We start from the raw sequence: 25,808 nt of genomic DNA, 5'->3' as shown, positions 1-25,808 counted from the left end.
AATATCGAAATTGTCACATTGCAGGGTTAGAGGCCCGCGCTCGGCAAGGCGGTCAGGTGCGTGGCCATTCCTGCCGACTACGCGCGGTTTTCCGGCGTCAACATCCATACGCACCGGCTTACCGTTAAGGGGTGCAAGATGAAGATGAAGACGTATTGGCTGGCCAGCGTGCCGGCGCTCCTCGCCGGCGCGGCGCCTGCCCTGGCGCAGGACGCAGCCGCCAGGCCTGGTGCCGCCACGGCTGACACCCTGGACGCTTCCGCCGACATCGTCGTCACCGCCCAGCGCCGTCCGGAAAACATCCGCGACGTGCCGATCGCGGTCTCCGTGCTGAGCGGAGACAAGATCAGCGCAGTCTCCGAGGGCGGCGCCGACATTCTCTCGCTCGCCGGCCGCACGCCCAGCCTCTATGTCGAAAGCTCGAACGGCCGCTACGCCCCACGTCTCTACATTCGCGGTCTCGGCAACGTCGATTTCGACTTCAACGCTTCGCAGCCGGTTTCCGTCGTGCTGGACGACGTCGTGCTGGAGAACGTTTACCTCAAGGGCTTCCCGCTCTTCGACCTTGACAGCGTGGAAGTGCTCAAGGGCCCGCAGGGCACCTTGTTCGGCCGCAACACGCCCGCCGGTGTCGTCAAGATGGACACCCGCCGCCCCGGCGACCATGCCGAGGGACAGGCCCAGTTCACTGTGGGCGAACTCGGCACCGTGCGCGGCGAAGTCGGCGTGACGATCCCTGCCACCAGCACCCTGTCGTTCCGTGTCGCCGGCCTCGTCAACCACCGCGAGAACTGGGTGAACAACGCTTACGACGCCTCGTTCACCAAGCCGGGCAAGGACCTTGGCGGGTTCGACGACGTTGCCGGCCGCCTCCACGCCCTGTGGAAGCCGGACGATCGCCTTTCCGTGCTGCTGACCCTCCAGGGCCGCCACTATGAAGGCACCGGCACGCTCAACCGGGCCAACGTGCTGACCACCGGCTCGAACAAGCTGAACGACCGATACGACCGCGACACCGTCTACTACGACGGCGGCCGTAACAACCCGCAGACGCAGGACACCACCTCGCAGGCGCTTCATGTCGATTACGACCTCGGCGGCGCAACGCTGACCGCGATCGTCTCGGCCTATCAGGGCAGCAGCTCGGGCCGCGGCGACATCGACGGCGGCGTGCTCGGCACGACGGAGGGAAGCGGCACCGTACCGTTCCGTTCGGAAACCGGCACCCTGTCGAGCGACCTCGACCAGCAGACCTACGAAATCCGCCTCGCCAGCAATGGCGATACCCGCTTCGGCTGGCAGGTCGGCGCGTTCTACTGGCATGAAAAGTTCGAGCTTATCTCGGCCAGCTGGGACGGCATCGGCGGGATCGATCCGCTGGTCATCTCCGAACTTCGCCAGAAGAGCGACAGCTGGTCGGTCTTCGGCCAGCTCCATTACGACGTAACCGACCGTCTGCGGCTGACCGGCGGTGCCCGCTGGACCCGCGACAAGCGCGACCTCGATGCGGCCCGCACGCTGGGCGCGCCCTTCGCGGATTCGCGTTCGGTCAAGGATGACCAGCCGAGCTGGGACGTCAGCGCGCTTTATCGCTTCAGCCCGCAGGTCAGCCTCTTCGGCCGTATCGCGCACGGTTATCGCGGCCCCTCCATCCAGGGCCGCATCGCCACCTCGAACATCCTGACGACGGCGGATTCCGAAACGATCACGTCCTATGAAGCAGGCATCAAGGCTGCAACGCCGGACAACCGTTTCCGCGTCGACCTGACCGGCTACATCTACGACATCAAGGACCCGCAGTTCACCGCCATCGGCGGACAGGGCAACTTCAACCAGCTCATCAACGCCAAGCGCGGCAAGGGTCGCGGCGTCGAGTTCGAGGCCACCGCCAACCCGGTTCGCGGCCTGCAGTTCAGCGGCGGCGTCTCCTACAACTTCACCAAGATCGACGATCCGGACCTGCTGGTCGCATTCTGCGGAGCCGCCTGCACCGTGCGCGATCCGATCGTGACCGTGGGCACCACACGCCGCGCCTCGATCGACGGGAATCCCTTCCCGCAGGCCCCGCGCTGGCTGTTCAACTTCAACGCCTCCTACACTTACGAGCTGGCGAGCGGCAGCAAGCTCTATGCCCAGACCGACTGGGTCGCGCAGAAGGACTTCAATCTGTTCCTTTACGATGCGACCGAATTCCACGTAGGCACCAACTTCGAAGGTGGTCTGCGTGCAGGCTGGCGTTCGCCGTCCGACGCCGTGGACCTCTTCGTCTTCGCCCGGAACATCACGAACGAATCGAACGTGATCGGCGCAATCGACTTCAACAACCTGACCGCTTTCGTGAACGATCCGCGCGTGATCGGCGGCGGTGTCGGCTTCCGCTTCTGAAGCTGACGCCCGATCGGGATAGACGAGGAAGGCGGGCGGACCACGGTTCGCCCGCCTTCCTCTTTTTTTGACCGATGATATGGACGCGGCCCGTGCGCACCCGGGAAATTTCCGGGTTACGCCGGGCAGGCAGCGGGTGCAGATGGCAAGGGATGCCTCTGAACACCAAGCGCTATTTCATGGCCGAAGCGATGCCTTCTGCTGCCGCACCCGCAAAGGCGCGCCTGTGGTGGCTGGTCGTCTACGGCGCGGGTTTCTGGCTGCTTCACGCCGCCGCCGCGCCATGGGGCGGCACCGGATTCTTCTCACTCTGGTATCCTGCCGCCGGCTGGCGCTTCGCCGCGATATGGCTGGCCGGCGCGGGAGTAGCACCGTGGACAGGCCTGACCGAGCTTGCCGTCGACCTGGCGACCGGAACGATTGACCTGCACGGCCCGCGCCCCCTGCTCGATGCATGGGGCGTGTTGCGGCCATCGATCGCCTATGCCCTCACGATCCATGTCGTTCGCCGCCTGACTGCCGGCTCGCTGAAGTCGGCACAGATGAATCTCGGGATCTCGGCCGTCATCTGCCCCGCCGCGATGGCGTCTCTCACGCTTGCCACTGCCGTGCTATGGCCGGAATTCCAGAAGACGGGCACCGGCGCGGAACTCGTGCTATCCCTCACCGGCCTGACAGTCGGTGACCTGCTCGGCGTGCTCGTGCTCGCGCCGCCGCTGCTCTGGGTTGCAAGCCTGCTTCGCGCTCCCGGCAAATCCTCCCGGCGCGCTTTACCGCTCGCATGGAGACCCTTGGCGGGTCCCCTCATGCAGGACACCGCCATACTTGCGCTCGGCCTCGGCCTGACGTGGCTGCTATGGCAGGCCGGGCTCGGTCTTCAGCCCATGCCGACCCTGCTTGCGGGCGCATGGATCGGCCTTTGCCACGGCCGCGTCGCGGCCTGGCTCGCGATCATCGCCATTCTCGTTCCGGCGCTGCCCTACTCCCTCCAGAACCTGTCGCAGATCGAACGCCTTGAACTGCATCTCGCGCTGGTGGCGATCGTGGTCGTAGCCTGGCTGGCCGGCAGCTTCGCCGATGCCCAGCGCGCCGCTCACGACACGCTGGAGAAGCGCAATCGCCTGCTGTTCCAGGCCGAACGCCTCAAAACGTTGCGTGCCATGTCAGTCGCGGTGATCCACGAGATCAGCCAGCCGCTTTCCACTCTTGCCATCGAAGCCAGCCATCTGCGCGAACGCACGGCCGGGCTCGACGAGGACATTGCCGAAAGCGCCGCCCTTGTGGACCGCAAGGCGCGCACGCTTTCCGATCTCGTGCGCCGCCTGCGCCGCTTCGGCGGAAAGAGCGCCGACGAGCCTTCGCAAGTTCCCGTGCGGCTCCTGCTGAACACCGTGGAACAGATGCTTCGCCCCGAACTGCGCGCGCGAGGATGCCGTCTGGTCTGCGGCGAGATCGACCCCGACCTGATCGTCCATATCCAGGAAATCGAACTGACACAGGCGCTCGTCAACCTCGTGCGCAACGGGATCGCCGCGACTGCGGACAGCGTCGTGCGCATAGACATCGCCGCCGATGCCGACGAACTGGCACTGCACGTCAGCAACCGGAGCCATGCAACGCCCATGCCCTCTGCTTCCGAACATGCCGGCATGGGCGTGGGCCTCATCATCGCGCGCACGATCGTCGAAGCGCACGGCGGATCGCTCCTGCGCACCGACCGCAGTGAAAACGTGTGCTTCACCCTGCGCCTCCCGCTTGCCGGAAACGACACATGACAGCTCCCGCCCGATCCCCCGCTCCGCTGGTTGCCGTGCTCGACGACGATACCGATCTCGCGCATACGGTGGCCCGTCTGCTGGCCCGCCACGGCTTCCCGGCAACGCCGTTCACAGCCCCCGCCGAACTGCTCGCGACCCTGGACAGCCAGCGGTTCGACTGCGTGGTCAGCGATATCCAGATGGGGGAAATGGACGGCTTCGCCTTTGCCGACCGCCTGCGCGCAGCCGACGGCGCCGTGGCGCTTGTCTTCATGACCGCCTGGCCCACGACGTCCCACGCCGTCGACGCGGTGCGCCGCCATGGCGGGCTCGACTATCTCGAAAAGCCGATCGACGAGGAGCGTCTCGTCGGGGCGGTCTGCGAGGGCCTGGCATGGTCCGCCCGCGAGCGCCGGATCGCAAGCGCCACAGCGGAACTCTCCCGCCGGGAACGCGACGTTTTCGACTTGCTGGTGCGCGGACACAGCAACAAGGAGGTCGGCGAGCGACTGGGCATTTCGGCAAGGACAGTGGAGGATCACCGTGCAGCGATCGTGGCCAAGACGAGAACCAATGGCCTTGCCCAACTGATCGCCCTTAACAAGGGAGAAACCATTTAATTGATTGAGTAGACGATTAAATAGGCCGTTACCCCGGGAAGTTCCCGGATCGACCGTCAACGATGGAGGTAGAAAAAGAATATCCGGTCAATCACGCAGCCGCCCTGAATGGCGGAAGGGAGCGTCCGGTGTTTCTATCGCGCATTTTCAACGTCTACGATCTGGTCCGGGCCGAAAGCACGGGAGCGTTTCCAGGCAATCCGACGTCGCTCGACAGTCTCCTGAGAAGCCGCGAAGGCGCGCGCGAGATGGGACTGGGCGGGGCGGGCATCTACGCATTCCTGTTCGAAGACGAACTCCTCCACATCGGCAGCTATGCAGGCCGCCCCGAAGCCCCTTTCGGAGGATGCGCACTGCGCGAGAAGTGGATCATGGAACTCGGCTCGATAACCATGCGTGGGCGGCAGGCCTCGATCCCGCAAAGCCTGCGCGGCGGACTGGAGGCTGCCAATCTCATCCTGCCGCTTTCGGAACTTGCCGATGCCGCAAAGCGGCCCGACCTCCCGGTCTGGCAGTCGCAAGGAATGGAAATCTCCCGCCGCAAGATGATCTGGGCCGTCGCCAACTGGCCGCGGTTGTCCGGGACGATCGAGGCAGTGCTTGCTCGATTCCAGATACTCTACGTCCAGCAAGGCCCCGGCGAGCAGCCGCTACAGGACAACAGCGGCCTGGAACGCTGGCTACAATTGATCGAAACCGACTTGCGCAGGCGTTTCCAGCCGGTGATCGACGGCCCACACCCGCAAGCCGCCGCCCGGGATGCCCCCAGTGACGGCAAAACCATGCGCGCAGCCATCGAAAGCGCGATGGCAGAAGCAGCGCCGCTACTCCATCACCTCGGCTCGCTGCGAGACAGGGACATGGCGATCAGCCGGCACGGCGGCAGGGATGCCCGCGCCCTGTTCCTGAAGGACATGCCCGAGCGCGGCTGCGAATTCGTGTTCGATCTGGAACATGTCTTTCCGGCAATGGGATACCTGATCCACTATGCCGCAGACGGCAGCGAACTCTACATTGCAGATCCCTATGCCGAACGCGGCACACGCCTGATCCTCGCCCTCGAACGCGGCAGCACGGCGAATTTAATCCAGTTGCCCGGCGTGACGGACTTCGCCCGCTCCCGTGACCCGCTCGCCGAAAGGGGGCTACGATATCTCGATGCCTCGGACAATCCGCTCTGGCTGACGCTCGGATGCTCGCCGCGGCCGCAGTCTGCGCAGATGCTGCTGCAAATCTGCGAGGCTTTGAGAAACCCAGTCCTTCAGTAACCGGGGATCGCTTCTAAAGCGTCCCGAAAAGCGGCTCGCCGGTGCGATAGTCGACGATCTCATGCGCGTTATTCTGCAAGGTCACGAGGTTCTGCGCCGTGACACGCGCCGGTGCCGGTTTGCCGAACTGGTAGCCCTGCGCGAAATCGCATCCCCATGCCCGCAATGTCGACGCTTCAGCGATGTCTTCGATGCCTTCCGCCACAACGTCGATGTTCAGCTTGTGGCAGATGTCGATCACGCCGTGAACAAGCGTGGCGCTCCGGTTTTCCAGCAGGCGCCCACCGCGGATGAAGCTCTGATCCAGCTTGAGCCTTTGAATTTCGAACTCCGAGAGGTAGCTGAGCGACGAGTAACCGGTCCCGAAATCGTCAAGCGCCAGGATGTAGCCGCGCTCACGCAGCCCCTGAAGGTTCGCATGGACCGTCGCGGACTTGTTGAGCAGGACGCCTTCGGTGATCTCGAAGCCGATGGAAACCGGCTCGACATTGAAACGCGCCCGGTTGAAATCCACCTGATCGAGCAAGGCGGTATTCTCGAGCTGAAGCGGCGAGAGGTTGATCGAGGTCTTCAGCTTGGGCCAACGGCGACTGTCCTTGAAGGCCTGCTGGATGATCCACGCCCCCAGTTGCGGCATGAGCCCGAGCTTCTCGATCACCGGCACGAAGACGGCGGGCGTGTCCGTGGCCCCGCGCTTCAATCGCAGCAGCGCCTCGACACCGGCGGGCTTCATCGTGCTCAGGCTGATAATCGGCTGATAGAACAGCTCGAACCCTTCGTCCTCGATGGCCTTCTTCATGCGCGCCTCAAGGCCCTTGCGGCTCTTGAAGGCCTCGCCAAGCGCGGGATCGTAAACGACGTGGCTGGCCGGCCCTGCGGACTTTGCAGCACCAAGGGCGATGTCTGCATGCTTCATCAGTTCGCTGGCGGTATGACCATGCTCGGGCGCGGCGGCGATCCCGGCGGAGATCGTTACGGATACCGTCCCGCCATCGCGCGTTCCCCTGCTGATGGCGATGCCGGTTGCACGGGGGCCGAGATCGTGCACGTCGGGATTGCCCACGATGAGCACGGCGAATTCATCGCCATCCAGCCTTGCGACCAGGCAGCGCGAGCCCTGGAATTCGGCAAGCAGCGCCTTGCCGAATTCGCGGATAACGTCATCCCCGGCACGGTGGCCGAGTGCCTCGTTGATGGCGCTGAAATCGTCGGCATCCAGCAGCACCAGCTGGCAGGGCTGGGCTCCCGCGATCTGTTCCAGTTGCTTGATGAACGTAGCCCTGTTTGCCAGCCCGGTTCCGGGATCGAAACTCTCGAGGAAACGTGCTCGCCTGGAATTGTTTACGGCTTCTTCCCTCAGGCTATTGGCGCGCAAGGCGATCATCAGGAACAGGATGAGCACCGCCGCGCCGATCGCCAGCGTTGCGGGGATGACATATCTGCGAATAGCCTCGCCGGGTCTTGCCGGACGCCATACCATGCGCCCCAACGCCGTGCCGTCGGAAGCGGTCAGGGCAACGCTCCGCATCGCGGGGGAAGGCATGGCCCTGGGTCCGATGGCCGCGAAGCCATCGAGCATCAACGTGCTGGCCCAGCGGTTCAGGAGCGGCTCGTCCAGATATGTGACAGTAACCAGCGTCAGCGGTTCACCGGAAGCGGGCAGCCGGGATGCGGCGACAATGGCAGGGACGCCCCGAACGGACCCAAGGTCGGCCATCGCCGGCGCGTCCTTTCGGGTGCCCGCCAAGGCCGGAGGAGCAGAAGGAGAAGCGTCACGAAGAGAGGCCACCAGGCCATTGGTCGCGCTCTGGATTTCCTCCAGATCCTCGGGCTCTGCCCGGCCGGCCTTGGTGTAACCATAGATCGCGCCCGAAGGCGTCATGATCGCGACCGCTTTCGTCGCATCGGCGGCCACGGTAGGCCGCCCCAGTTCGTTGTCCAGCCAGGTCGCCGCTTCATCCGGCCCGAGGTCCGCAATCTGCCGTGCCGGCTCCAGCCGCGCACTGATCGCAGATGCCTGGGCCGACGAGCTCGAAACGATGCGGGCAAGCGCGTTCTGCACTTGCTGCTCCTGCCGCGCCGCTGCGATCCGGTCCATCGACTGCGACGTCACGAACAGTGCGGCTGAACCGCCTATCGTCAAACCGAGGATACCGACAATCGCAACCACGCCGCGGTGTCCCGACAGTTTTTGGCCAAGAAACATGTGCGATCCCTACCTGCTACCTGGGGTACCCGGGCCATTTGGAATGGATTGCATTACGGGGCCTTCCTCTACAAAACGCAACCAGGTGTTATCCTCCGCGCGATGAAATTTCGCAAAGCCGCCGATTACCTTCGTCCAGACTGCAAACGGCCAATCCGTTCCCGCGTCCCCCACTTCCCATTATAGCGACAGGACCGGGCGTCCGGTCCCGCAGATGCAACTTTGAGTTTCAACCGGATGCAAAACGCAAGGCAGCGACGCATCGCGAATTTGGACGGGTCTATCCGGCGCGATCTTTTCGCCATTCCATCAAATATAACAGCACTGTTCCATAACCTTACGTTCCGCTAGATCGAACTCCACTGCTGCGGAGTGTCGTCCTCGGCTTCCGCTGGCGGGGGATGATTGCCAATGCCCAAGGTGTTTGATTCCATAAGGCGAACAACCCGCGCGAGCGACTGGTGGGACTACAAGCTGCTCGTCATCGTCAGCCTGTTCCCGGCAACGCTGATCTGCGCTGGCCAGCCTGTTCTCCCGCATTGGCGCGACGCGATCCTGCTGATCCTGTCGCTCGTGAGCGGCGCAATTTTTGCCAGCATCGTAAACGACCTCTGCGACCGCGAGGAAGACCTGCGCGCAGGCAAAAGCACATTGGCAACGGGGCCTGTCCGCATGCTCGCTGCAGCAATGCTCGTCGCAAGCATCGCCACCGGCGCGGCGTTCCTCTTCGCATGGCGTGACAACCTTCCGCTTTGCATCGCCTATGCCTGCGCCTGGCTCGCATTCCTGGCTTATTCAGTTCCACCGTTCCGTCTGAAGAAGCGCGCAAGCGCGGGCATCATCGTGGTGGCGCTGGGCGAAGCGACCTTGCCGACGCTGGTTGCCCTGTTGCTCGCCTTTCGCAGCGCAGACCTGGCGATCGATCCTGTCTGGCTTGGGGCGGTTGCAGTATGGAGCCTTGCCCACGGGATGCGCGCCATCCTGTGGCACCAGCTGCGCGACCTTGCGGCCGATCAGGTCACCGGCGTGGAGACTTTCGTCGTAAAGCATGGAGCCATGCCCACGAGACGTCTGGCATCCTGGATCGTCATGCCCGCGGAAGTTGCCGGGCTTGCGGTCATGATGGTCAAACTCGGGGGCGTCATTCCTGCCTGTTTCCTGGCGGTTTACGGGATCGTTCTTTGGCTGAGACGTCTGCTGTGGCACAATGTGCCGGTCGTGATAGCGCCGCTGAGCAACCACATCCTGCTTCTTCAGGACTACTATCTGGGCTTTCTTCCTGCGGCCATCTTCCTGAGCGGCGTTCTGCGCCACCCTTCGGACGTGATGGCCTGGGCCGCGTTCCTGCTGCTTTTTCCGAGAGCACCCTTGCGCATCTTCGGGGACCTGATCCGGCTTCTGCGGCAATACTGTAGAGAAGTCGCACTACGGTAGGGAGAGATGGTCAGCCGGTATAAAGCGCCGCGTAGTCCCGATAGCAGGGATCTTCGACCAGCCTTGTTGAACCGGCCAGTATTTCCTGCAGCACAGGATCCGGAAGGTGCAATTCGGTGATGGCGGAAACCGGCACCATCCTGTCGACCAATCGCGCCACATGCGGCCCCAGGCGCGAGTTCGCCATTCGAACATGAAGCAGCGTGAGCGCCTTGCGCAGCTTCCGAGACGGCAGCTTGCGAATGGCATTCGCAATTCTCGGATAGGCGTTCAATTCCGCCTGCGAGAGCCTTACGTTCTCCGCTGCTGCCGAGATCGGCCCCGAAACCACGCCAAGTATCCCTTCGACGACGGCGAGAAAGGCAGCGGGATCGGCGCGCAGGAGTTCATAGGGCAGAACCGTCACGCGCTCGCCGAACAATTCCCGATACCAGGACACCAGCCTGTCATAGTCCATGACAACCGGAATGACCGACTGCGCGGCCGGCGAAGCCAGGAAAGTCTCGAGCTGTTCGTGCCAGCCCATGGCTACGAGCTGCGAATGTGCCGAGCGAATAACCTCTCGCCACCCCCGCGTAATTATCAGGATATGCGCACTCGGGAAAAGAGCGTGCAGGTGATCGCAGACCGCGCGCTGGGCCTGGGCCATTCGAGGCCAGTCTTCAGGCCTGATGGCCGGTACCGAAAGGTCTTCGCAACTCGTGACACGAGCCTTGCCGGCCTCGCCGCAGACCGCCTGCCACGCGAACCCGAGGGGGCCGGCACTGCCGCCAAGATGATAGGGTTCGAACAGGATGTCGGGATGCCGGGAAAACCAGGACTGCAGGTAAGTGGAACCCGTCTTGGGATATCCGACATGCACAAGGTGAACGCTCACCCTTCTCTGCCCGCCAGGGCGCGATCGAGGGCGCTTACGCTCAACGCCGTCGTCATGGCCTCGCTGCCAACGCGCCAGACCTTTTCCGGTGCAGGCGCAAAGTCGAGATACCCCCTCCTCTCGCGAGAGGCGACATAAAGGGGTGCGATAGGCCATTCGCCGGCTGGCTGCTGGGCGAGCAACAGCCGGTCGATCCAGTCTTCATCGATGGGAGCCCCCCAAATCGAGCGAACCAGGATTGCCAGCGCAACATGGATTGCCGGCGCCTCCGGCGAAACCGAGGTCCTGGACAGGATAAGGGAGCGGGCCTCCTCACTCCGGCCGACGAGCGCGCGGGAAAACATGTAAAGTATAAGGAAGGGATCGTTGTAATATCTGTCGCAGCTTGGCTCCCTGCCCCCGCGCAGGATTTCAACCAGCTTGTCGATGACACGGTCGTCGCCTTCGAAGCTCCCGAGCCAGACAAGGACGTTCGCGTTTATTCCCGCATCTACATCGTCCCGCTCGATTCTGCCTGATGCGAAGAGTTGCCTGCTTCGCAGCGGGGCAAACGCCTGCCGCCAGTCGCGACCGATCAGTCGCCAGTGTCGGCGCCCCCTCGACGGCACGATCCAGGTATAGAACATGCCGTGAGGATCGCGGTTCTCAAGCAGGACGGCTCGATTGTCGGACTGACGCCCCAGCTTCCCGAGCGCGGCGGCCCCCAGCGCCGTATCGTCGACGTCCAACGGTACGTATTGCCCGTGATGCCCTTTTTTCCAGTACCGGAAGAACCCTCCCGCTTCGCGCTCCCTCGTCAGGAAGGAGCACGCGCGCTCAAATATGAGGGCTGCCTGCGGGCACTCGGCCAGTACATTGGCGATAAATGCTGTCACGAACACGCAGGGATCGGATACCCTGCGCTCGATCATGTCGCAGGAATGCGCGCTGAACGAAGGGAGTTCGCCGCTCTCAAGCTGGACAGATTCCAGATAGGCAAGGCCCGACCGTATAGCGGACCGCATGGCGGCGGTATCAGACATGAAAATCCTTCTCTTCAGCAGCAGTGCGGCGACTAAGGAAGCACGGCTTCGCCGCTGGCGACGGGTTGCCTCACGGACCCGTTTGCGTCCGGGTCCATCCAGCATGCGTCCATATGGACCAATTGGCCCAACTGCTTCTCGCCATTGGAAAACAGGTCCGCCTCGCCTACGACATCGAAGCGCGATCCACCTCCATCAGGTCCGCCGAGAGGAAGGACTTGCAACGCCACGCTATCGGCCAGGATCGGTCGCAGCAGGAACGTGCCGGCGACCAACGGAAGCGATGCGATTTCGCAGCGCAACGTCGAGCGCCCGGGGGAAAGAATGCGCGCTTCGCGATCGAAGGAGGAACTGATGCAGGTCCAGCCATCCTGCGAGTGGATCGAAAAGCCGCAGAATGCGCTCAGATCCTCGTCGGCTTCCAGTTCCATGACCACTTCTGCCGGCTCCCCGCAGCGCGCGGCTCCGCCCCGGGCATGGTTCAAAGACAAGCGGAGAACACGGAACGGCGCCGCCGCTATCTGGTCCGCCGCACGAATGTCCAGCGGGCGCCGTTCCAGATACTGGCGGACCACGTCACCGACATGTCCCGACGCCACCACCTTCCCCTGGTCCAGCAGGACGGCACGACTGCAGGCCTTCTGCACATGATGGGGCACATGGGAGACCAGCAACAGGGTTCCGCCGCCTGCCATGAACTGTTCGAGATGGCTGATGCACTTGCGCTGGAACGCAAGATCGCCAACGGCCAGGACCTCGTCGATCAGCAGGATTTCCGGCCGCAGCATAACCGCGATGGCATAGGAGAGCCGCGCCTTCATTCCCGCGCTGTAGACCTGCACGATCGTATCGGCGGCCTCCTGCAACTGTGAGAAATCGAGGACCGACGGGATCAGGTTCCTGGCCGCCTTGCGTCCGAGGCCGTGCAACATCGCGACCACGACGATGTTCTCCGCGCCCGTCAACAGCGGGTCGATCCCCGCTCCAAGGTCAAGCAGGCCCACTACCTTGCCCGAAGTCCGCGCCGAACCGTGGTCGGGCTCCAGCAAGCCATAGATGATCTTGAGCAGCGTACTCTTGCCTGCGCCGTTGTGCCCGATGATCGCAAGGCCTTCGCCGCGTCGAACCTGCAGCGACACATCGTCGAGCGCCCAGAATTCGCCCTTCCGAAGCGACGGGTATGGTCGCAGCCACGGAAGCAGACGGGCCAGGGTATCCCGCACGGCATATGCCAGCGATCGCCGCAGGTTCGGGCAGTATTTCTTGCTCAGGTGCCGGACATCGATGGCGTAGATTTCGCTCATCCCATACGCTCGATCAGTTCGGGCTGCGCGATCCGGTAAAACGGAAAAGCCACGGCAAGCGCCAGCACACCGACGACGAGCGGCAACCACAAAGGGTCGGCGACAGATGCACCGACGATCGATGCGCGGGCGGCGTTAATCAGCGGCAGCACGGGGTTGAAGGCTTCCCACCCCGTTGCCGCCAAGGGATAGGCAACCGGCATGACAAAGAACAGCAGCGTGGTCGCCATGGGAAGCGCACGCCCGATATCGTCATAAAGCAGGCCGAGCGGGGTCAACAGCAACCCCAGCCCCAGTCCCAACAGGGCCAATGCCAAAACCGCCAACGGGAGCCAGACGATACTGCCCCCGACATGCACGCCGACCACGGCGCAGAGGATGAGTACCCCGCAGATCCGAACTGCAGCGCTAAGCAGGACGTTCCACAGGCCCGCCAACGTCAATGCCTCATGTGGGAACCGGATGCGGGACACAATCGACCGGTTCTGCGAATGCTGGGCCAGCGGAGCCCCCAGCGCATCGACGAATACCTGCCAGAAGCTCATGCCGGCAAACACGAAGAAGACGTAGGGCATGCCCGGCACGTCGAAATTCAGGTTGCCCCGATTGCGCAGGAATCCTGTAACGAGGCAAGCCACGAGCGCCGGAATGAAAAGCCAGAGATGGCCCAGCAGCGAACGCCGCGCTCTTGCGCGAAGAGACGCCCGGAACAGAGCCGCGCTGAGCCGCAGCACATGCAGCAACCGGTTGAATGAGGCCTTCATTACGAGACTTGCCCAAGGCTCAACGCACGCATTTCCCGAGCCGACTTTCCCAGCACCGGATGCCCTGCCCCGTTACGCAAGCGCGAGCGATGAAGTCTTCGCCTCCGCCTCTTCGAAGAAATTGTCCGCGAGGCGCGCAAAGCCCGTTTCGATGTCTACTTCCGCCTGCCAGCCAAGAAGCTCCTTCGCACGCGACGGATCTCCATAGAACCGGGCGACATCGTAAGTGCGCGAGGGTGCGTTACGCGCGCTGACCGGCTTGCGTGCCACGCGTCCCGCCAGATCGGCAAGCATCTGCAAGGTTGTGCCCCGCCCGGTCAGCAAGTGGATCGGTGGCAGGATTTTCCCTGTCTGCGTCGCCTCGATCAGGGCAACCAGCCCGCGCGCGACGTCATCGACATGCGTGAAGTCGAACATGTTTTCCGGACCGTCAAGGCGAAGCTCTCCGCCCAGTGCCGCGGTATGGGCGAAAGCCGTGACAACGCGGTCTGCATGGTCGCGCGTGCATCCGTAGACATTGGAAAGCCGGACGATATTGGAAACCACGCCGGCCTCCCGCGCCGCAGCGACCATCTGTTCTCCCGCGACCTTGGAACGGGCATAGATGTTCATCGGGCTGAGTTCGGCGTCTTCGTGCACGGGAAGGCTGCCTTGTTCGCCGTAGACCTCGCGGCTGCTGGCAAAGATCATCCACGGACGGGTCTTCTGCCGGATCACGGTATCGACCAGCTTCTGCGTGGCGGCCACGTTGACCTCCTGCGCAAGCTTGGGATCACGCTGCGCCCAAACGACCCGCGAAACGGCTGCGAGATGAAGAACGCCGTCCACGCCCTCCACCGCGGCCTCGAGCGAACGCTCATTACGGGTGTCCTGCCCAGGATCGCGTGCGATATCGAATTGACGGCAGGAAATCCCGCGGTCTGCAAGTGCGCGAATGGTCGCGCGCCCAACGAGGCCTTCCGACCCGGTAATCAAAATCATGAGTTCGCCCCCGAACAGCTGAAATTTCCCCTTAGCAGAAAATCCCGAGACCTGAAGAAATAGTATTGCCTTTTCAACACTTCCGGAAAAATTCACGAATAGGTCGGCGTTCGCTATTTTCCCGGCGCAGAATGCCGTCATGCATCTGGCATCCGCTTTCCCATGCCCCTATGCGATGGCACATGATGAACTCTTCCGCCTCGTCACACATCCCGAAGCCACGAAACATTTGCTTCATCAGCTCGAACCAGGTCTGGGGCGGCAGCGAGGAACTCTGGTACAGGACCGCGCTGACGTTCGCGAAAGGCGGACATCGGGTGTCCGTGTACAAGCCATTCATCGCCGATAGCCGCGAAGCGACAGTCCTGCGCGGTTCCGGCTGCCGCATTCACGATCTCGCCGGCCCCCGCCATGCACCGACCCGGCTGCGCAAGCTCGTAAGCCAGGTCTGGAAAGCTTCGCGATATCTGCAGGATCGCCTGCTGGCCCGGGGCCTGCGCGCATTGCAGCCCGACCTTGTCGTCGTATCGCAAGGGCTCAACTACGACGGCTGGTATGCCGGTGAAGTATGCAGGAAGCTTGGCATTCCCTTCGTCCTGGTCAGCCAGAAAGCCTCCGACCTCTACTGGCCGCACGACCGCATGCATGCCGAACTGCGCGGTGTATTCGGCGCGGCGCAGCGGGCATTCTTCGTCAGCGAACACAACCTCCGGCTCACCGAAGAACAACTGGGAATGGCACTGCCTAACGGCATCCTCGTACGTAATCCCTACAATGCCGACTGGTCCAATCCCCTGCCCTGGCCGAGCGCCGGAGCGGAGGAAAGCGTCCGGCTGGCATGTCTGGCGCGGCTGGATGCCCGCGAAAAGGGCCAGGATCTCCTGCTGCGCGTCCTTGCGATGCCCAAATGGCGCACCCGCGACATTTCCGTGCAGTTCTATGGCTCCGGCCACAACGCAAACGGGCTCAAGGGGATGGCCGCGTACCTCGGGCTCGAAAATGTACAGTTCCCGGGCTACTCGGCGACCCCTGCGAAAATCTGGGAAACGGCGCACGGCCTGATCCTGCCGTCCCGATGCGAGGGACTGCCGCTGTCGCTTGTCGAGGCGATGCTGAGCGGCCGCGTCGCCATCGTTACGGACGTTGCCGGCAACCGGGAGGCCTTGCAGGACGGCGTGTCGGGATTCCTTGCAGAGTCCGCCACCGAAGCCGCGCTCGATGCCGCACTTGAGCGAGCATGGCAGCAGCGTGGATCATGGCCATCCATCGGGCGGCAGGCTGCGGAGGCCGCCAGGAGCCTCGTCAGCCCCGACCCGGTCGGAGAATTCAAGGCAATGCTCGAGGATCTGATTCGCAGCGATCGCCGAGAAAAGGCAGCCAAGGGATGACGGAAACCAGATGCGATCCCGCTGCCGGCTTCGGCGGCGGCAACCCGCTGGTATCGGTGATCGTCCCGGCGTTCAATGCCGAGGCGACCCTTGCCGAAACCCTGGCGGCGGTAACAGGCCAAACGTATACCGGCATCGAAGTCATCGTCGTGGATGACGGTTCTTCGGATGGCACGAACGCCATTGCATCAGGTTTTGCGAACAGGGACGCACGCGTGCGCGTCATTTCCAGCCCGAACAAGGGCGTTGCGGCCGCACGCAACCTCGGCATTTCGAGTGCTTCCGGCAGTTTAATCGCACCGATCGACGCAGATGACCTGTGGCACCCCTCCTATCTCCACAAGCTCGTAGCCGTCCTGACGAGGGCCGATGAACCGGCCGAATGTGCCTTTTCCGGCTTCCGCCTCATCGACGATCGATCGAATATCATCGGCTCGAGCCCGCTTCACCGCATGTGCCACATCGGCCCTTACCGCATGCTCTACCGAAACCTCGTGGGCAACGGCAGCGGCATGGTGTTCAGAAAGGACGCCTGGGTCCGGGCAGGTGGCTACGATTCCGGCCTCAGGGATGCGGGATACGAAGGCTGCGAGGATCATTTGCTGCAGTTGATGTTCTGCGCTCACGCCCCGCTGGGATCGGTGGCAGAGCATCTTGTCGGATATCGTCGGGGACCGGGCACCATGTCGCGCAACCGCGAAAGGATGCTCGGCTCGGACGCGATGATGCGCGACCTGTTCCTCGAGGCCCATCCTGCCGTCAATCCGCCCCGCTGGCTCGATCGCTGGATTTCGGCCCAGCGAGACCTGCTGTTGGCGGAGGCCCGGCTTTCCAGGCGCCGCTTCGCATCTTTCGGCACCTTCATGCTGCGCGCGATGACAAAGGATCCGGTCGCCCTGGCCGTTGCGATTGCGGGAAAATCGCGTTCCACGGTGCGGCGCATTTTCGTGAAGTACGCACCGCCCTCGCAACATTTCCTCTCGATCGATCCGGCCGATGGCGGGGCCGGGATAGGAATACCCGGCCGGACAGGGCTATTCTCCCGACTTCAGGCAGCGCGTTTGAAACGGATCGCCTCGCTGGACGAGGAGTTCCACCACGCCGCCTAGGCGGCCTGGACGCCGCTTGGCACCCCTTCTTCAGAACGAAGCCTGCAAGAGCAGGGCAGGACCGTGCAGCTTGTACCGAACCCGTCCTTCCCACGCGTCCTTTTCGATCCCGACCCTGTAATCGACATAGCGATAGGCGGCGCCGAGATCGATGTTTTCCAGCACCTTGAAATTGACGCCGGCCTGCGCATTGATGAGGCGGCCGTCATAGTCGCCAATCTTCAACGACAGGTAATCGACCCGGCCATTGAGCGTCCACCTGTCCGCAATCCTGTACGTCCCATAGGCACCGATGGTGGGTATGGGAGCCAGGACGTTCTTCTCGCGCCGACGGGCCTGCACGGATGAACCGCCGACCGTCGCCTCCACTTCGAGCGCGACGTCGAAACGGGTTGCATGCAGACCGATCGCAGCCCCGATTTCGAGGTTGCTGCGACTGACGAACGAATATCCGACCGTCACCCGGTAGATATCGCTGTCGAAGCTGCTGCCGAGTTGGGCGGACGCGGGATATGTCACGTCATCGAACTCGATGTCGCGAGCCAGTTGGACCGAGCCCTGCCGCTTCAGCTTGAAGAAATCGAAGCCGACGACGATGCGCCCGAAGCGCGCGCCTGCCGATACCGCTGGCAGGATTTCGTTCTTGTCCATGTCGAGATCGCGTTCGAAATCGATGTCGGATCCGACCGTCTGACTGGTGTTCGCCGTCACGCTGACGTTGGTGTCGATCCGCGGATAATAGGCCTGCACCGCGATCCAATAGTCCTTGTCCAGCGTCTGCGCGGCCGCAGGCGCCGACAGGCACGTGGCAACTACCGCCGCCCCGACCAGCATTGGTCTGCAAAGGGGCGACGAAGACCTCATGAGGGCCAACGAGTTGTCGACTTCTAGGTTCATAGATGCGTCCTGCGGATACGCCCTGCGGCGATTGGGATTGCGAGCAAACCTGGAGGCGGGATGCCGCCCTGAGGGCGCTCCCACGCTTCCCGACCATTGCCCTGCTTGCCGGATGCGGCCCGGCAAGTCCCCGATCATATCCCGCGGCTGCGCCCGATCTAATCAGGGTTTGCCCCCGGTTGGCCATGGGGAAAGTCCCGAGAGGCGCCGGGACTTCTCTCCGACAGATCGATCCGATGAAGCGGCGGTGACGGGGAAACGCCTATAGCGTCAAGCCGGCGCAGCAGTTCGAGCAACAGCCGCTCCTGCCGAACGAAGCCTTCGGCATATGTCGGGCCTTGCAGGTAGCTGTGGATCTGGAAGGTATAGAGCCCTTCCTTGAAACCCAGACAGCGAACCGGGCAAGCCGTTGGAATATAGTCGGGGTCTTCTTCCAGTACCGATCTCAAGGCGGTGAGCACCGCCTCGACACCGGCTACCTGAACATCAAACCCGACGCCGAATATCTGATCCACGAAGAAGCGATCCCGCAGCGTCAGGTTCTCGATCTCTGCATCGGCGAACTGGCTCTTGGGAATGGTAAGAAGCCTACGCTCCCGCGTGCGTATCCGCGTCGAGCGCATTCCCACGTCGACCACGTCGCCGATGCGCCCGTTGACCTTGCAGCGATCGCCGATCCTGACCGGCTTGTCGGCCAGCACCATGATGCTGCCCACCAGATCCTCCACCGCCTTTCTCGCGCCAAGGGCGAGGGCAAGGCCGCCGATGCCCAGTGCAGCAAGACCCGCCGTCACGTCGATGCCGAACGTCGACAGGAACACCGCAACGCCGAGGGCAAGCCGCGCAAGGCGGCCTGTACGCGTGACGAAGTTGACGATGCCGATACGCTGAAGCTCGCCCCGGCTCTGCAGACGCCAGACCACGCCACGTCTTCGCGGCGCTCAGCGAGGGGCTTGAAAAACGGCAATCTCCCTACGCCGCCATTTTCGCGGCGCTCGTCGAACTGGGCGGGCAGCGGATGGACAAGGATGCGCTGGCGGAACGCCAGCGCAGCGAACCGGACGACGATTCCGCCCGCCTCGACGATCAGTGGGAAGAAGCCCCGGTCACGTTCGGCGGTGCCCACGAGATGGGCGACCCTACCGGGGTCACCGCCAAGATCAGGGCCTCCAACCGCCCCGTCGGCAAGGAGCAAGCGTGATGCATGACTTCATCAACCACCTCGCCTTTGGATGGTATCCCTATTTCGCCGTGACCGTCCTTGTCGTGGGCAGCATCCTGCGCTTCGACGCGGACCAGTTCAGCTGGCGATCGCAATCGAGCCAGTTCCTGAGACGCAGGCAGGTGGTGCTGGGTTCGAACCTGTTCCACATGGGCGTCCTCATCCTTCTGGTCGGCCATTTCGTGGGGCTGCTCACGCCGGTCACGGTGATAGACAAGCTGGGCATAAGCCACAGTTTCAAGCAGATCGCCGCCATGCTCGTCGGCGGCGTGGCCGGTGTGGCGGGCTTCGTCGGCTGCTCGCTGCTGCTTCACCGGCGCCTGTTCGATCCCCGCATCCGCAGAAGCTCATCATGGGGCGACATCCTCATGCTGGTCCTGATCTGGTGCCAGTTCATGCTCGGCATCTCGACGACGTTCTGGACCGCGCAGCATCTCGAAGGCGAGGAAATGCTCAAGTTCATGGGCTGGGCGCAGGGGCTCCAGACCTTCAACCCGTCAGCCGCGCACTTGTTGATCGATGTGCCGATGGTCTACAAACTGCACATCATTCTTGGCCTCACGCTTTTCGTCATCACCCCCTTCACCCGCCTCGTCCACGTCTTCAGCGCGCCGATCTGGTACATCTTCCGTCCCGGTTTCCAGATCGTGCGGACCCGCGGCAAACGGTCCGCGAAAGACTACTCGCAGACGCGCGGACACGCGGGAGGCGCTCCCAGCTATGGAGGGCCTACGGTGCTTCGCCAGATGGCCGAAAGCGGACAGGAGGGGTCATGACAAGAACAGCCGACATGATCGACGTGACGAACGTGTCACCGTCGTTCGGCGACATGCCGGGTGCCTGCCAGAGCGGCGGTTGCGGCTGCTCCGGTCCCGCCATACCGCCGCCACCGGCCTTCGGGGACGTCCTTATGACCGGCGTCGAGATCACGCCCGAGGCCATCGCACAGGAAATCCAGCATCACCCCGCCCCCGACCCGCAAACCGCATGGGTCGAGGCCGCCCGCGCACTGGCCGTACGGGAGCTATTGGTCCAGGAGGCCAGGCGCCTCGGTCTCCACCCGGCAAGCCATCCCGATGAAACCGGACGCGCTGAAACCGACGACGAGGCGCTGGTCCGCCTCGTGCTGGAGCAGGAGGTCGCCCCTGAAATCGCCACCGAAGGCGAGCAGCGGCGCTATTATGAAAGCAATCCCCAGCGGTTTCGAACGCCGGACCTGTTCGATGCCGCCCATATCCTGATCGAACCCGAGCGGCAGGACGACGCGGCATGGGATGCCGCCGAAGCCTTCGCACGCTCCATCGCCGCCGCGGTAGGGGACGACCAGACCGCGTTCGCAGAGGCCACACGGACGCACTCGGCCTGCGCGCCGGCCCAGCAGGACGGCTCGCTCGGGCAGATCCGTCGGGGGGAACTGGTCCCGGCGGTCCAGCAGGCGATAGAGGCGCTGAAGAACGGTGAAACCGCTGCCGAGCCTGTTCGCTCGCGCTTCGGCTGGCACGTCGTGCGCCTCAACCGGCACCTGCCCGGACGCACGCTTCCGTTCGATGCGGTGCGCGACAGGATCGGCGACATGCTGGAAGCGCGAAGCTGGTCCATGCTGGCAACACGCTATGTCGCCGCGCTGGCGGCACGCGGCACGGTCGAGGGGATCGTGGTCGGCGCGGTGGAGGACTGACCATGATGCTGGGCGACCTTCTCGGCATGGCGCGGCGATCCGCGGCGAGCATGGAGCGCTACCTTGCCGAAACCGATCCCGATACCTGCACCGATGTCCGCCGCGCCGCCGCCGCGTCCGCCATTTCGGCTACCGAATTCGTGCGCATGGCCGTGGCCGATTTTTCGCGGGCAGCGTCCGAGGAAGACTGGGCCACGATCATGTCCGCCATGCGCGATGGGCCAGATCCCGGGCGGACCTGCCTCCACGCCATCCTGCAATGGCGAATTGCCGCCCCGACCTGCGAAGTTCATACTGGCGGGCAAGCGGGAAACCACGGAGCATGACGATGACCGAACAAGCGAAGGTCGGACAGCCCCTCAACCCTGCCCTGAAGCAGACCGAGGAGCGCGTCCATGCGACCGACGAATGGACGCCTGCGCCCATCGACAGCGTTTCGACAAAGGAACGCAAAGGCGAAGGCTGGCCACTGATCTGGCTGGTGGTAGCCGTGGCCTGCCTGGCGATTACCGCCTACCTCATCATCTGAGCGCGAACTCAAAACCCGAATTCGCGCTCAGGTCCGTGTGATCGGGTCGTGCGCGCTGTGCGATCCCGCTCAGAAGGCGGGAACGACCGCCCCCGAATACTTCTTCTCGATGAAGGCCTTGACCTCCGGCGTGCGCAGCGCGGCAACCAGTTTCGCGACACGCGGATCGCTGCGCGCCTTTTCCGTGCCGACCACGAAGTTGACGTAGGGCGTGTCCTTGCCTTCGATCAGCAAGGCATCGCGCATGGGATTGAGCCCGGCGTCCAGCGCATAATTGGTGTTGATCGTCGCCAGGTCGACCTCTCCGAGCACGCGCGGCAGGGTGGCCGCCTCGATCTCGCGGAACTTCAGGTTCCGGGGATTGGAGACGATATCCCGTGGCGTTGCCGACATGCTCCTGGGATCGCGCAGGGTGATAAGCCCGCCATGCGCCAGAAGCTGAAGCGCGCGCCCGCTGTTGCTCGGTTCGTTGGGTATGGCCACCGTCGCGCCTGCGGGCAGGTCGGCAACCTTCTTCCACTTGCGCGAATAGGCGCCGAACGGCTCGATGTGAATTCCCGCGATCGGTACGAGATGCGTGCCCTTCGCCTTGTTGAACTCATCGAGATAGGGCCCGGTCTGGAAGTAGTTGACGTCTATCCGCCCTTCCGAAACCTGGACATTGGGCTGGACGTAGTCGTTGAACACGCGAACGTCGAGTTGCAGCCCTTGCTTGGCCAGCACCGGCTTCACGAATTCGAGGATTTCGGCATGCGGCACGGCAGTGGCCGCGACCGTCAGCAGGTTGGGATCATCGACCTTCTTGGAAGCGCCGCAACCGGGAAGCAGCAAGGCCGCAAAGGCAGCGATAAGCAGGCGTCGTTGCATGGGAAATCCTATTTGCGGGTAAAGCGGCGGACGAGACGGTCTCCCGCGGCCTGGAGAAACTGGACGAGGACGAGCAGCAGGACGACGGTGACGAACATCACGTCGGTCTGGAAACGCTGGTAACCGAAGCGGATCGCCAGATCGCCCAGCCCTCCCGCGCCCACGGCACCGGCCATCGCGGTGAACGAAATCAGCGTGATGGCCGTGACGGTGACAGCCGCCAGTATCCCCGGCAGGGCTTCAGGCAGGAGCGCGCGGAACACGAGGTCGCGCGTCGTCGCCCCCATCGCCTGCACCGCCTCCACCGTATTGCGATCGACTTCCCGCAGCGCCGTTTCCACGAGGCGCGCGAAGAACGGAGCGGCCCCCACCACCAGCGGCGGGATCGCGCCCGCCACGCCGAGCGAGGTGCCCACCAGCAGGATCGTCAGCGGGATCATCACGATCAGCAGGATGATGAAAGGCACCGATCGCAGCAGGTTGACGGCAAGCGCCAGCGCCCCGTTGCCCCAGCGACTGGCCCAGGGCTGCCCCGGTCCGGTCAGGAACAGCAGCACGCCCAGCGGCAGGCCGAGCAGTACGGTCAGCACCAGCGAGCCGCCCAGCATGGCCAGCGTATCGAGACAGGCCTGGCCGATTTCGCCCCAGTCCACATTGGCGAACAGGTCGTTCATTCGACGTCCCCATGGTTGCGCAGCGCGGCGATGGCAGCGGCGGTGTCGCCGCCGAGAAGGCCCAGTGTGAGCCTGCCGAAACTGCCATGTTTGAGCCGGCCGATGCGGCCATCGAGAATGATGAAGTCCGTGCCCGTCTCACGCGCGATCCTTGTGAGAACGGGGTCGAGGACGGACTGTCCGTGCAGCGTCAGGCGCACGATCGGACCGTCGAACCCAATGGGTGCCTCGTGTTCGCCGTCCTCGTCGATCAGCGCGCGGGTCTCCGCCGCCTGCGGATGAAGGAAAACGTCCGCCACGCTGCCCGTTTCGACCACGCGGCCCGAATGGAGCACCAGCACCCGGTCGCACACCTGGCGGACCACTTCCATCTCATGCGTAATGAGCACGATCGTCAGGCCAAGCTCGCGGTTGAGGTCGGCGATGAGGGCAAGGATGCTGCGTGTCGTCTCGGGATCGAGGGCGCTGGTCGCCTCGTCGCACAGCAGGATATCGGGATCGGTGGTCAGCGCCCGCGCGATTCCGACGCGCTGCTTCTGGCCGCCGGAAAGCTGGGCCGGATACTTGTCGCCATGCTCCGCAAGCCCCACCCGCTCCAGCAAGGCCGGCACTTTCGCGGCGATCTCCGAGGCGGAGGCGCCTGCGATACGCAGCGGCAGGGCGACGTTGTCAGCCACCGTGCGCGACGAGAGCAGCCCAAAGTTCTGGAAAATCATCCCCACGCGCCTGCGCAACGACCGCAATTGCGGCGGCCCCAGAACCGCAACGTCGATGCCGTCCACCAGCACGCGTCCGGCGCTTGGCCGTTCGAGGCCGTTCAGCAGCCTCACCAGCGTGGACTTGCCCGCGCCGGACCGGCCGATGATGCCGAACACCTCGCCCCGGCCGATCTCCAGATCGACATCGGCAAGCGCGGCATGGGTGCCGCCGTATGCCTTGTGAACGCCTTCAAGCCGGATCATGCGGCACGCACCTTTCCGCCGGATCGCCGCATCGCTTCGCGATACCGCAGGGCCCGCGCGGGGTGGTGATGGAACTGGAATATATCGATCATGGCTCCGAACCGGAAAAACTCGTGAATTGCTGAGCGCTGGGGGAAGCGGCGGTTAGCGGAACCGGGCCGGACTATCCAGACCTGCCTGCCCGCACACCCGCATCGGGGAAATCAACCGGCCTCCAGAGAGGCCAGCGAACTGCCGGGAAACAGGGCATCGATAAAGCCGAACTTCGTCATGTCGCGTATGCGCCGGGGATAGAGCACGCCGTTCAGATGATCGAATTCGTGCTGGAACACGCGGGCGTGGAAGCCCCGCGCTTCCCGTTCCAGCACGGTGCCGTCCTCCAGCGTTCCGCCATAGCGGATATGCGTGGCGCGCGGCACCAGCCCGCGCATGCCGGGAACCGAAAGGCACCCCTCCCAGCCGTCTTCCGTCTCTTCCGTCAGCACTTCAAGGCTGGGATTGATAAGCGTGGTGGCCGGGACCGGGGCTTCGCCGGGATAACGCGCGCTTGCCTCGAAGCCGAAGATCATGACGCGAAGGTCCACACCCACTTGCGGCGCCGCCAGCCCGACCCCGCCAGCCGCGTGCATGGTCTCGTACATGTCGGCCACGAGCGCGCCCACCTCCGGCGCGGCGATGTCCTCCACCGCACGCGCGGGCTTTAGCAGGCGCGGATCGCCCATCTTCAGTATTTCGAGGATCATCCGTCACATCCTTGCGCAAACGGCGGGTGTGCGCCGCTCGCCGATCTGCCTAGTTAATCTCAACCAAATCACTAGACAATAAGAGTCGTACTCCCGGAAGCAAAACTTTGCGGCCTGCCGCTCCGGGTGCTTCCCTTATGCGCCCGTACACACAAGGATCATACCAGCAATCCCTCGGCGATGGCGCCTCTTGCCGCATTGACGATAGCATCGATCGACGCGCGCAGGCGCGGCAGCATGACGGGCGCCGTGATCCATAGCGCATGAACAGGCAGATGTCCGGCCACATGCGTTTCCAGCACGGAGACGAGTTCGCCCCGCGCGATCTCCTCCCGGACTAGCCAGCAGGGCACCAGTCCGAGCCCCTGCCCGGCCCGGATGGCAGCGAGCGTCAGCAGGCTGCCGTCAAGCAACAGCCCCGCCTGTGGCTCGAACGCCAAACGGTCGCCGTCACCCGACCGCAATTGCCATGGCACCGCGCGGCCGTTGCGCCCGGCGGCGATCAAGGCATGCTGCGAGAGATCGCCGATATGGACCGGCTTGCCACGCTTCGCGATATATTCGGCAGCGCCGCACAGCACGACCCGCTGCACACCCAGCCTCCGTGCCGTCACGCCCGGCAGGTCGGGGAGCTCGCCGATGCGGACGGCAAGGTCGGTCCTCTCCCCGGGGAGGTCTGCCAAGGCCGTGGAAGTCGAGATGTCGAAGCGGAGGCCCGGCCATGTTTCGCGCAGGGCGAACAGCGCCGGAGCAACGATCTGCGTGCCGAACAGGGGCGGCAGGCTGATCCGTACCAGGCCCGCCGGTTCCGATGCCAGCGCCGCCAGTTCCGCTTCCACCCGGTCTATCCGGCCGCGCGCCGCCTCGCACGCCTCCCGGTAGACTGCAGCCTCCGCCGTCAGGGCAAGGCTGCGCGTCGTGCGATGGAACAGCCTGACCTGCAGGCGGGCTTCCAGTCTGGCCACCGCTTTGGCAACGGCAGATGCGGAGAGCCCCAGCCTGGGGGCAGCCGCCGCGAAGCTACCCGCCGCGCATACCGCCAGGAACACGCTGATATCGTCGCCGGACTGACGGGGGCCGCTCGGCATTTCAGGATTTCAATTCGTGAATGAGGCGAAATT

The 25,808-nt window shown here is 63.8% G+C and carries 25 protein-coding genes; 12 read left to right on the top strand and 13 right to left on the bottom strand.

The genetic code is table 11. From position 1 onward, the window contains the following. Positions 1–60: 60 nt before the first annotated feature. The 4 genes from U9J33_RS24800 (at position 61) to U9J33_RS24785 (ending at position 6,030) form a co-directional block, all read left to right on the top strand. Positions 61–2,385, top strand: coding sequence for a TonB-dependent receptor (locus tag U9J33_RS24800; protein WP_207906101.1), 2,325 nt, complete (start codon positions 61–63; stop codon positions 2,383–2,385). Between the two features lie 152 nt (positions 2,386–2,537). Then, complete coding sequence (locus U9J33_RS24795) at positions 2,538–4,160, top strand: ATP-binding protein (RefSeq protein WP_324699538.1); 1,623 nt, start codon at positions 2,538–2,540, stop codon at positions 4,158–4,160. Continuing rightward, positions 4,157–4,762, top strand: a complete 606-nt coding sequence (locus U9J33_RS24790; protein ID WP_054441840.1) for a response regulator transcription factor — start codon at positions 4,157–4,159, stop codon at positions 4,760–4,762. The genes U9J33_RS24795 and U9J33_RS24790 overlap by 4 nt, the downstream gene beginning before the upstream one ends. 128 nt (positions 4,763–4,890) lie before the next feature. After that, complete coding sequence (locus U9J33_RS24785; RefSeq protein WP_132468875.1) at positions 4,891–6,030, top strand: hypothetical protein; 1,140 nt, start codon at positions 4,891–4,893, stop codon at positions 6,028–6,030. Between the two features lie 13 nt (positions 6,031–6,043). On the opposite strand, the gene U9J33_RS24780 is transcribed toward U9J33_RS24785, so the two are convergent. Further along, entirely contained in the window at positions 6,044–8,236 is a 2,193-nt protein-coding gene (locus U9J33_RS24780) for a putative bifunctional diguanylate cyclase/phosphodiesterase (protein ID WP_054441838.1), read from the bottom strand. Positions 8,237–8,647: 411 nt separating this feature from the next. On the opposite strand from U9J33_RS24780, the gene U9J33_RS24775 reads away from it, so the two are divergent. Beyond that, complete coding sequence (locus U9J33_RS24775; protein WP_054441837.1) at positions 8,648–9,670, top strand: UbiA family prenyltransferase; 1,023 nt, start codon at positions 8,648–8,650, stop codon at positions 9,668–9,670. A 10-nt stretch (positions 9,671–9,680) separates the two neighbouring features. Here U9J33_RS24775 and U9J33_RS24770 read toward each other — a convergent pair whose 3' ends face one another. From U9J33_RS24770 to U9J33_RS24750, 5 genes are all read right to left on the bottom strand, one after another. Beyond that, positions 9,681–10,547, bottom strand: a complete 867-nt coding sequence (locus U9J33_RS24770; protein WP_132468876.1) for a sulfotransferase — start codon at positions 10,545–10,547, stop codon at positions 9,681–9,683. Next, the gene (locus tag U9J33_RS24765) at positions 10,544–11,569 is read right to left on the bottom strand and encodes a hypothetical protein (protein WP_054441835.1); all 1,026 of its coding nucleotides are present in this window, start codon (positions 11,567–11,569) and stop codon (positions 10,544–10,546) included. The genes U9J33_RS24770 and U9J33_RS24765 overlap by 4 nt, the downstream gene beginning before the upstream one ends. A 32-nt stretch (positions 11,570–11,601) precedes the next feature. After that, on the bottom strand, positions 11,602–12,963 hold the full coding sequence (locus U9J33_RS24760) for a polysaccharide ABC transporter ATP-binding protein (protein WP_221937295.1): 1,362 nt from the start codon (positions 12,961–12,963) through the stop codon (positions 11,602–11,604). After that, a complete protein-coding gene (locus U9J33_RS24755; RefSeq protein ID WP_054441833.1) occupies positions 12,870–13,637 on the bottom strand; it encodes an ABC transporter permease in 768 nt (255 codons plus the stop codon). The genes U9J33_RS24760 and U9J33_RS24755 overlap by 94 nt, the downstream gene beginning before the upstream one ends. A 72-nt stretch (positions 13,638–13,709) precedes the next feature. Continuing rightward, positions 13,710–14,618 carry an NAD-dependent epimerase/dehydratase family protein gene (locus U9J33_RS24750; RefSeq protein WP_054441832.1) on the bottom strand — a complete coding sequence of 303 codons (909 nt, stop codon included), beginning with the start codon at positions 14,616–14,618 and terminating at the stop codon, positions 13,710–13,712. 182 nt (positions 14,619–14,800) lie between these two features. On the opposite strand from U9J33_RS24750, the gene U9J33_RS24745 reads away from it, so the two are divergent. Next, on the top strand, positions 14,801–16,006 hold the full coding sequence (locus tag U9J33_RS24745; protein WP_054441831.1) for a glycosyltransferase family 4 protein: 1,206 nt from the start codon (positions 14,801–14,803) through the stop codon (positions 16,004–16,006). Continuing rightward, positions 16,003–17,115 carry a glycosyltransferase family 2 protein gene (locus tag U9J33_RS24740; protein ID WP_054441830.1) on the top strand — a complete coding sequence of 371 codons (1,113 nt, stop codon included), beginning with the start codon at positions 16,003–16,005 and terminating at the stop codon, positions 17,113–17,115. Before U9J33_RS24745 ends, U9J33_RS24740 begins: the two co-directional genes overlap by 4 nt. 30 nt (positions 17,116–17,145) lie before the next feature. On the opposite strand, the gene U9J33_RS24735 is transcribed toward U9J33_RS24740, so the two are convergent. Both U9J33_RS24735 and U9J33_RS24730 read right to left on the bottom strand, forming a co-directional pair. After that, positions 17,146–17,949, bottom strand: a complete 804-nt coding sequence (locus tag U9J33_RS24735; protein WP_324699537.1) for a hypothetical protein — start codon at positions 17,947–17,949, stop codon at positions 17,146–17,148. A gap of 221 nt (positions 17,950–18,170) precedes the next feature. Continuing rightward, entirely contained in the window at positions 18,171–18,935 is a 765-nt protein-coding gene (locus tag U9J33_RS24730; protein ID WP_054441827.1) for a mechanosensitive ion channel family protein, read from the bottom strand. A 95-nt stretch (positions 18,936–19,030) separates the two neighbouring features. Here U9J33_RS24730 and U9J33_RS24725 point away from each other — a divergent pair, with 95 nt between their 5' ends. The 5 genes from U9J33_RS24725 to U9J33_RS24705 are packed head-to-tail and all read left to right on the top strand — an operon-like array spanning position 19,031 to position 21,441. Further along, on the top strand, positions 19,031–19,213 hold the full coding sequence (locus U9J33_RS24725) for a hypothetical protein (protein ID WP_324699536.1): 183 nt from the start codon (positions 19,031–19,033) through the stop codon (positions 19,211–19,213). Further along, on the top strand, positions 19,213–20,010 hold the full coding sequence (gene narI / locus U9J33_RS24720; protein ID WP_185999593.1) for a respiratory nitrate reductase subunit gamma: 798 nt from the start codon (positions 19,213–19,215) through the stop codon (positions 20,008–20,010). The genes U9J33_RS24725 and narI overlap by 1 nt, the downstream gene beginning before the upstream one ends. Beyond that, positions 20,007–20,912, top strand: a complete 906-nt coding sequence (locus U9J33_RS24715) for a peptidylprolyl isomerase (protein WP_324699535.1) — start codon at positions 20,007–20,009, stop codon at positions 20,910–20,912. Before narI ends, U9J33_RS24715 begins: the two co-directional genes overlap by 4 nt. Before the next feature lie 2 nt (positions 20,913–20,914). After that, a complete protein-coding gene (locus U9J33_RS24710) occupies positions 20,915–21,238 on the top strand; it encodes a hypothetical protein (RefSeq protein WP_054441825.1) in 324 nt (107 codons plus the stop codon). A gap of 2 nt (positions 21,239–21,240) precedes the next feature. Next, on the top strand, positions 21,241–21,441 hold the full coding sequence (locus U9J33_RS24705; protein WP_185999592.1) for a hypothetical protein: 201 nt from the start codon (positions 21,241–21,243) through the stop codon (positions 21,439–21,441). A gap of 69 nt (positions 21,442–21,510) precedes the next feature. On the opposite strand, the gene U9J33_RS24700 is transcribed toward U9J33_RS24705, so the two are convergent. The 5 genes from U9J33_RS24700 to U9J33_RS24680 all read right to left on the bottom strand — a co-directional run bounded on the left by U9J33_RS24700 (position 21,511) and on the right by U9J33_RS24680 (position 25,775). Then, on the bottom strand, positions 21,511–22,308 hold the full coding sequence (locus U9J33_RS24700; RefSeq protein ID WP_054441823.1) for a MetQ/NlpA family ABC transporter substrate-binding protein: 798 nt from the start codon (positions 22,306–22,308) through the stop codon (positions 21,511–21,513). Positions 22,309–22,316: 8 nt separating this feature from the next. After that, positions 22,317–22,982 (bottom strand): methionine ABC transporter permease, encoded by a 666-nt coding sequence (locus tag U9J33_RS24695; protein ID WP_132468882.1) that lies wholly within the window; start codon positions 22,980–22,982, stop codon positions 22,317–22,319. Beyond that, positions 22,979–23,944: a methionine ABC transporter ATP-binding protein gene (locus U9J33_RS24690; RefSeq protein WP_054441822.1), complete on the bottom strand. Its 966-nt coding sequence runs from the start codon at positions 23,942–23,944 to the stop codon at positions 22,979–22,981. Before U9J33_RS24690 ends, U9J33_RS24695 begins: the two co-directional genes overlap by 4 nt. A 203-nt stretch (positions 23,945–24,147) precedes the next feature. After that, the gene (gene def, locus U9J33_RS24685) at positions 24,148–24,687 is read right to left on the bottom strand and encodes a peptide deformylase (RefSeq protein WP_185999591.1); all 540 of its coding nucleotides are present in this window, start codon (positions 24,685–24,687) and stop codon (positions 24,148–24,150) included. 158 nt (positions 24,688–24,845) lie between these two features. Then, a complete protein-coding gene (locus U9J33_RS24680) occupies positions 24,846–25,775 on the bottom strand; it encodes a LysR family transcriptional regulator (RefSeq protein WP_324699531.1) in 930 nt (309 codons plus the stop codon). Between the last annotated feature and the right edge of the window lie 33 nt (positions 25,776–25,808).

Source organism: Novosphingobium sp. RL4 (assembly GCF_035658495.1).
In the GTDB taxonomy this organism is placed as follows: Bacteria; Pseudomonadota; Alphaproteobacteria; order Sphingomonadales; family Sphingomonadaceae; genus Novosphingobium.
The sequence above is the reverse complement of the archived record's forward strand: the minus strand, read 5'-3'. Positions and strand labels throughout refer to the sequence as shown.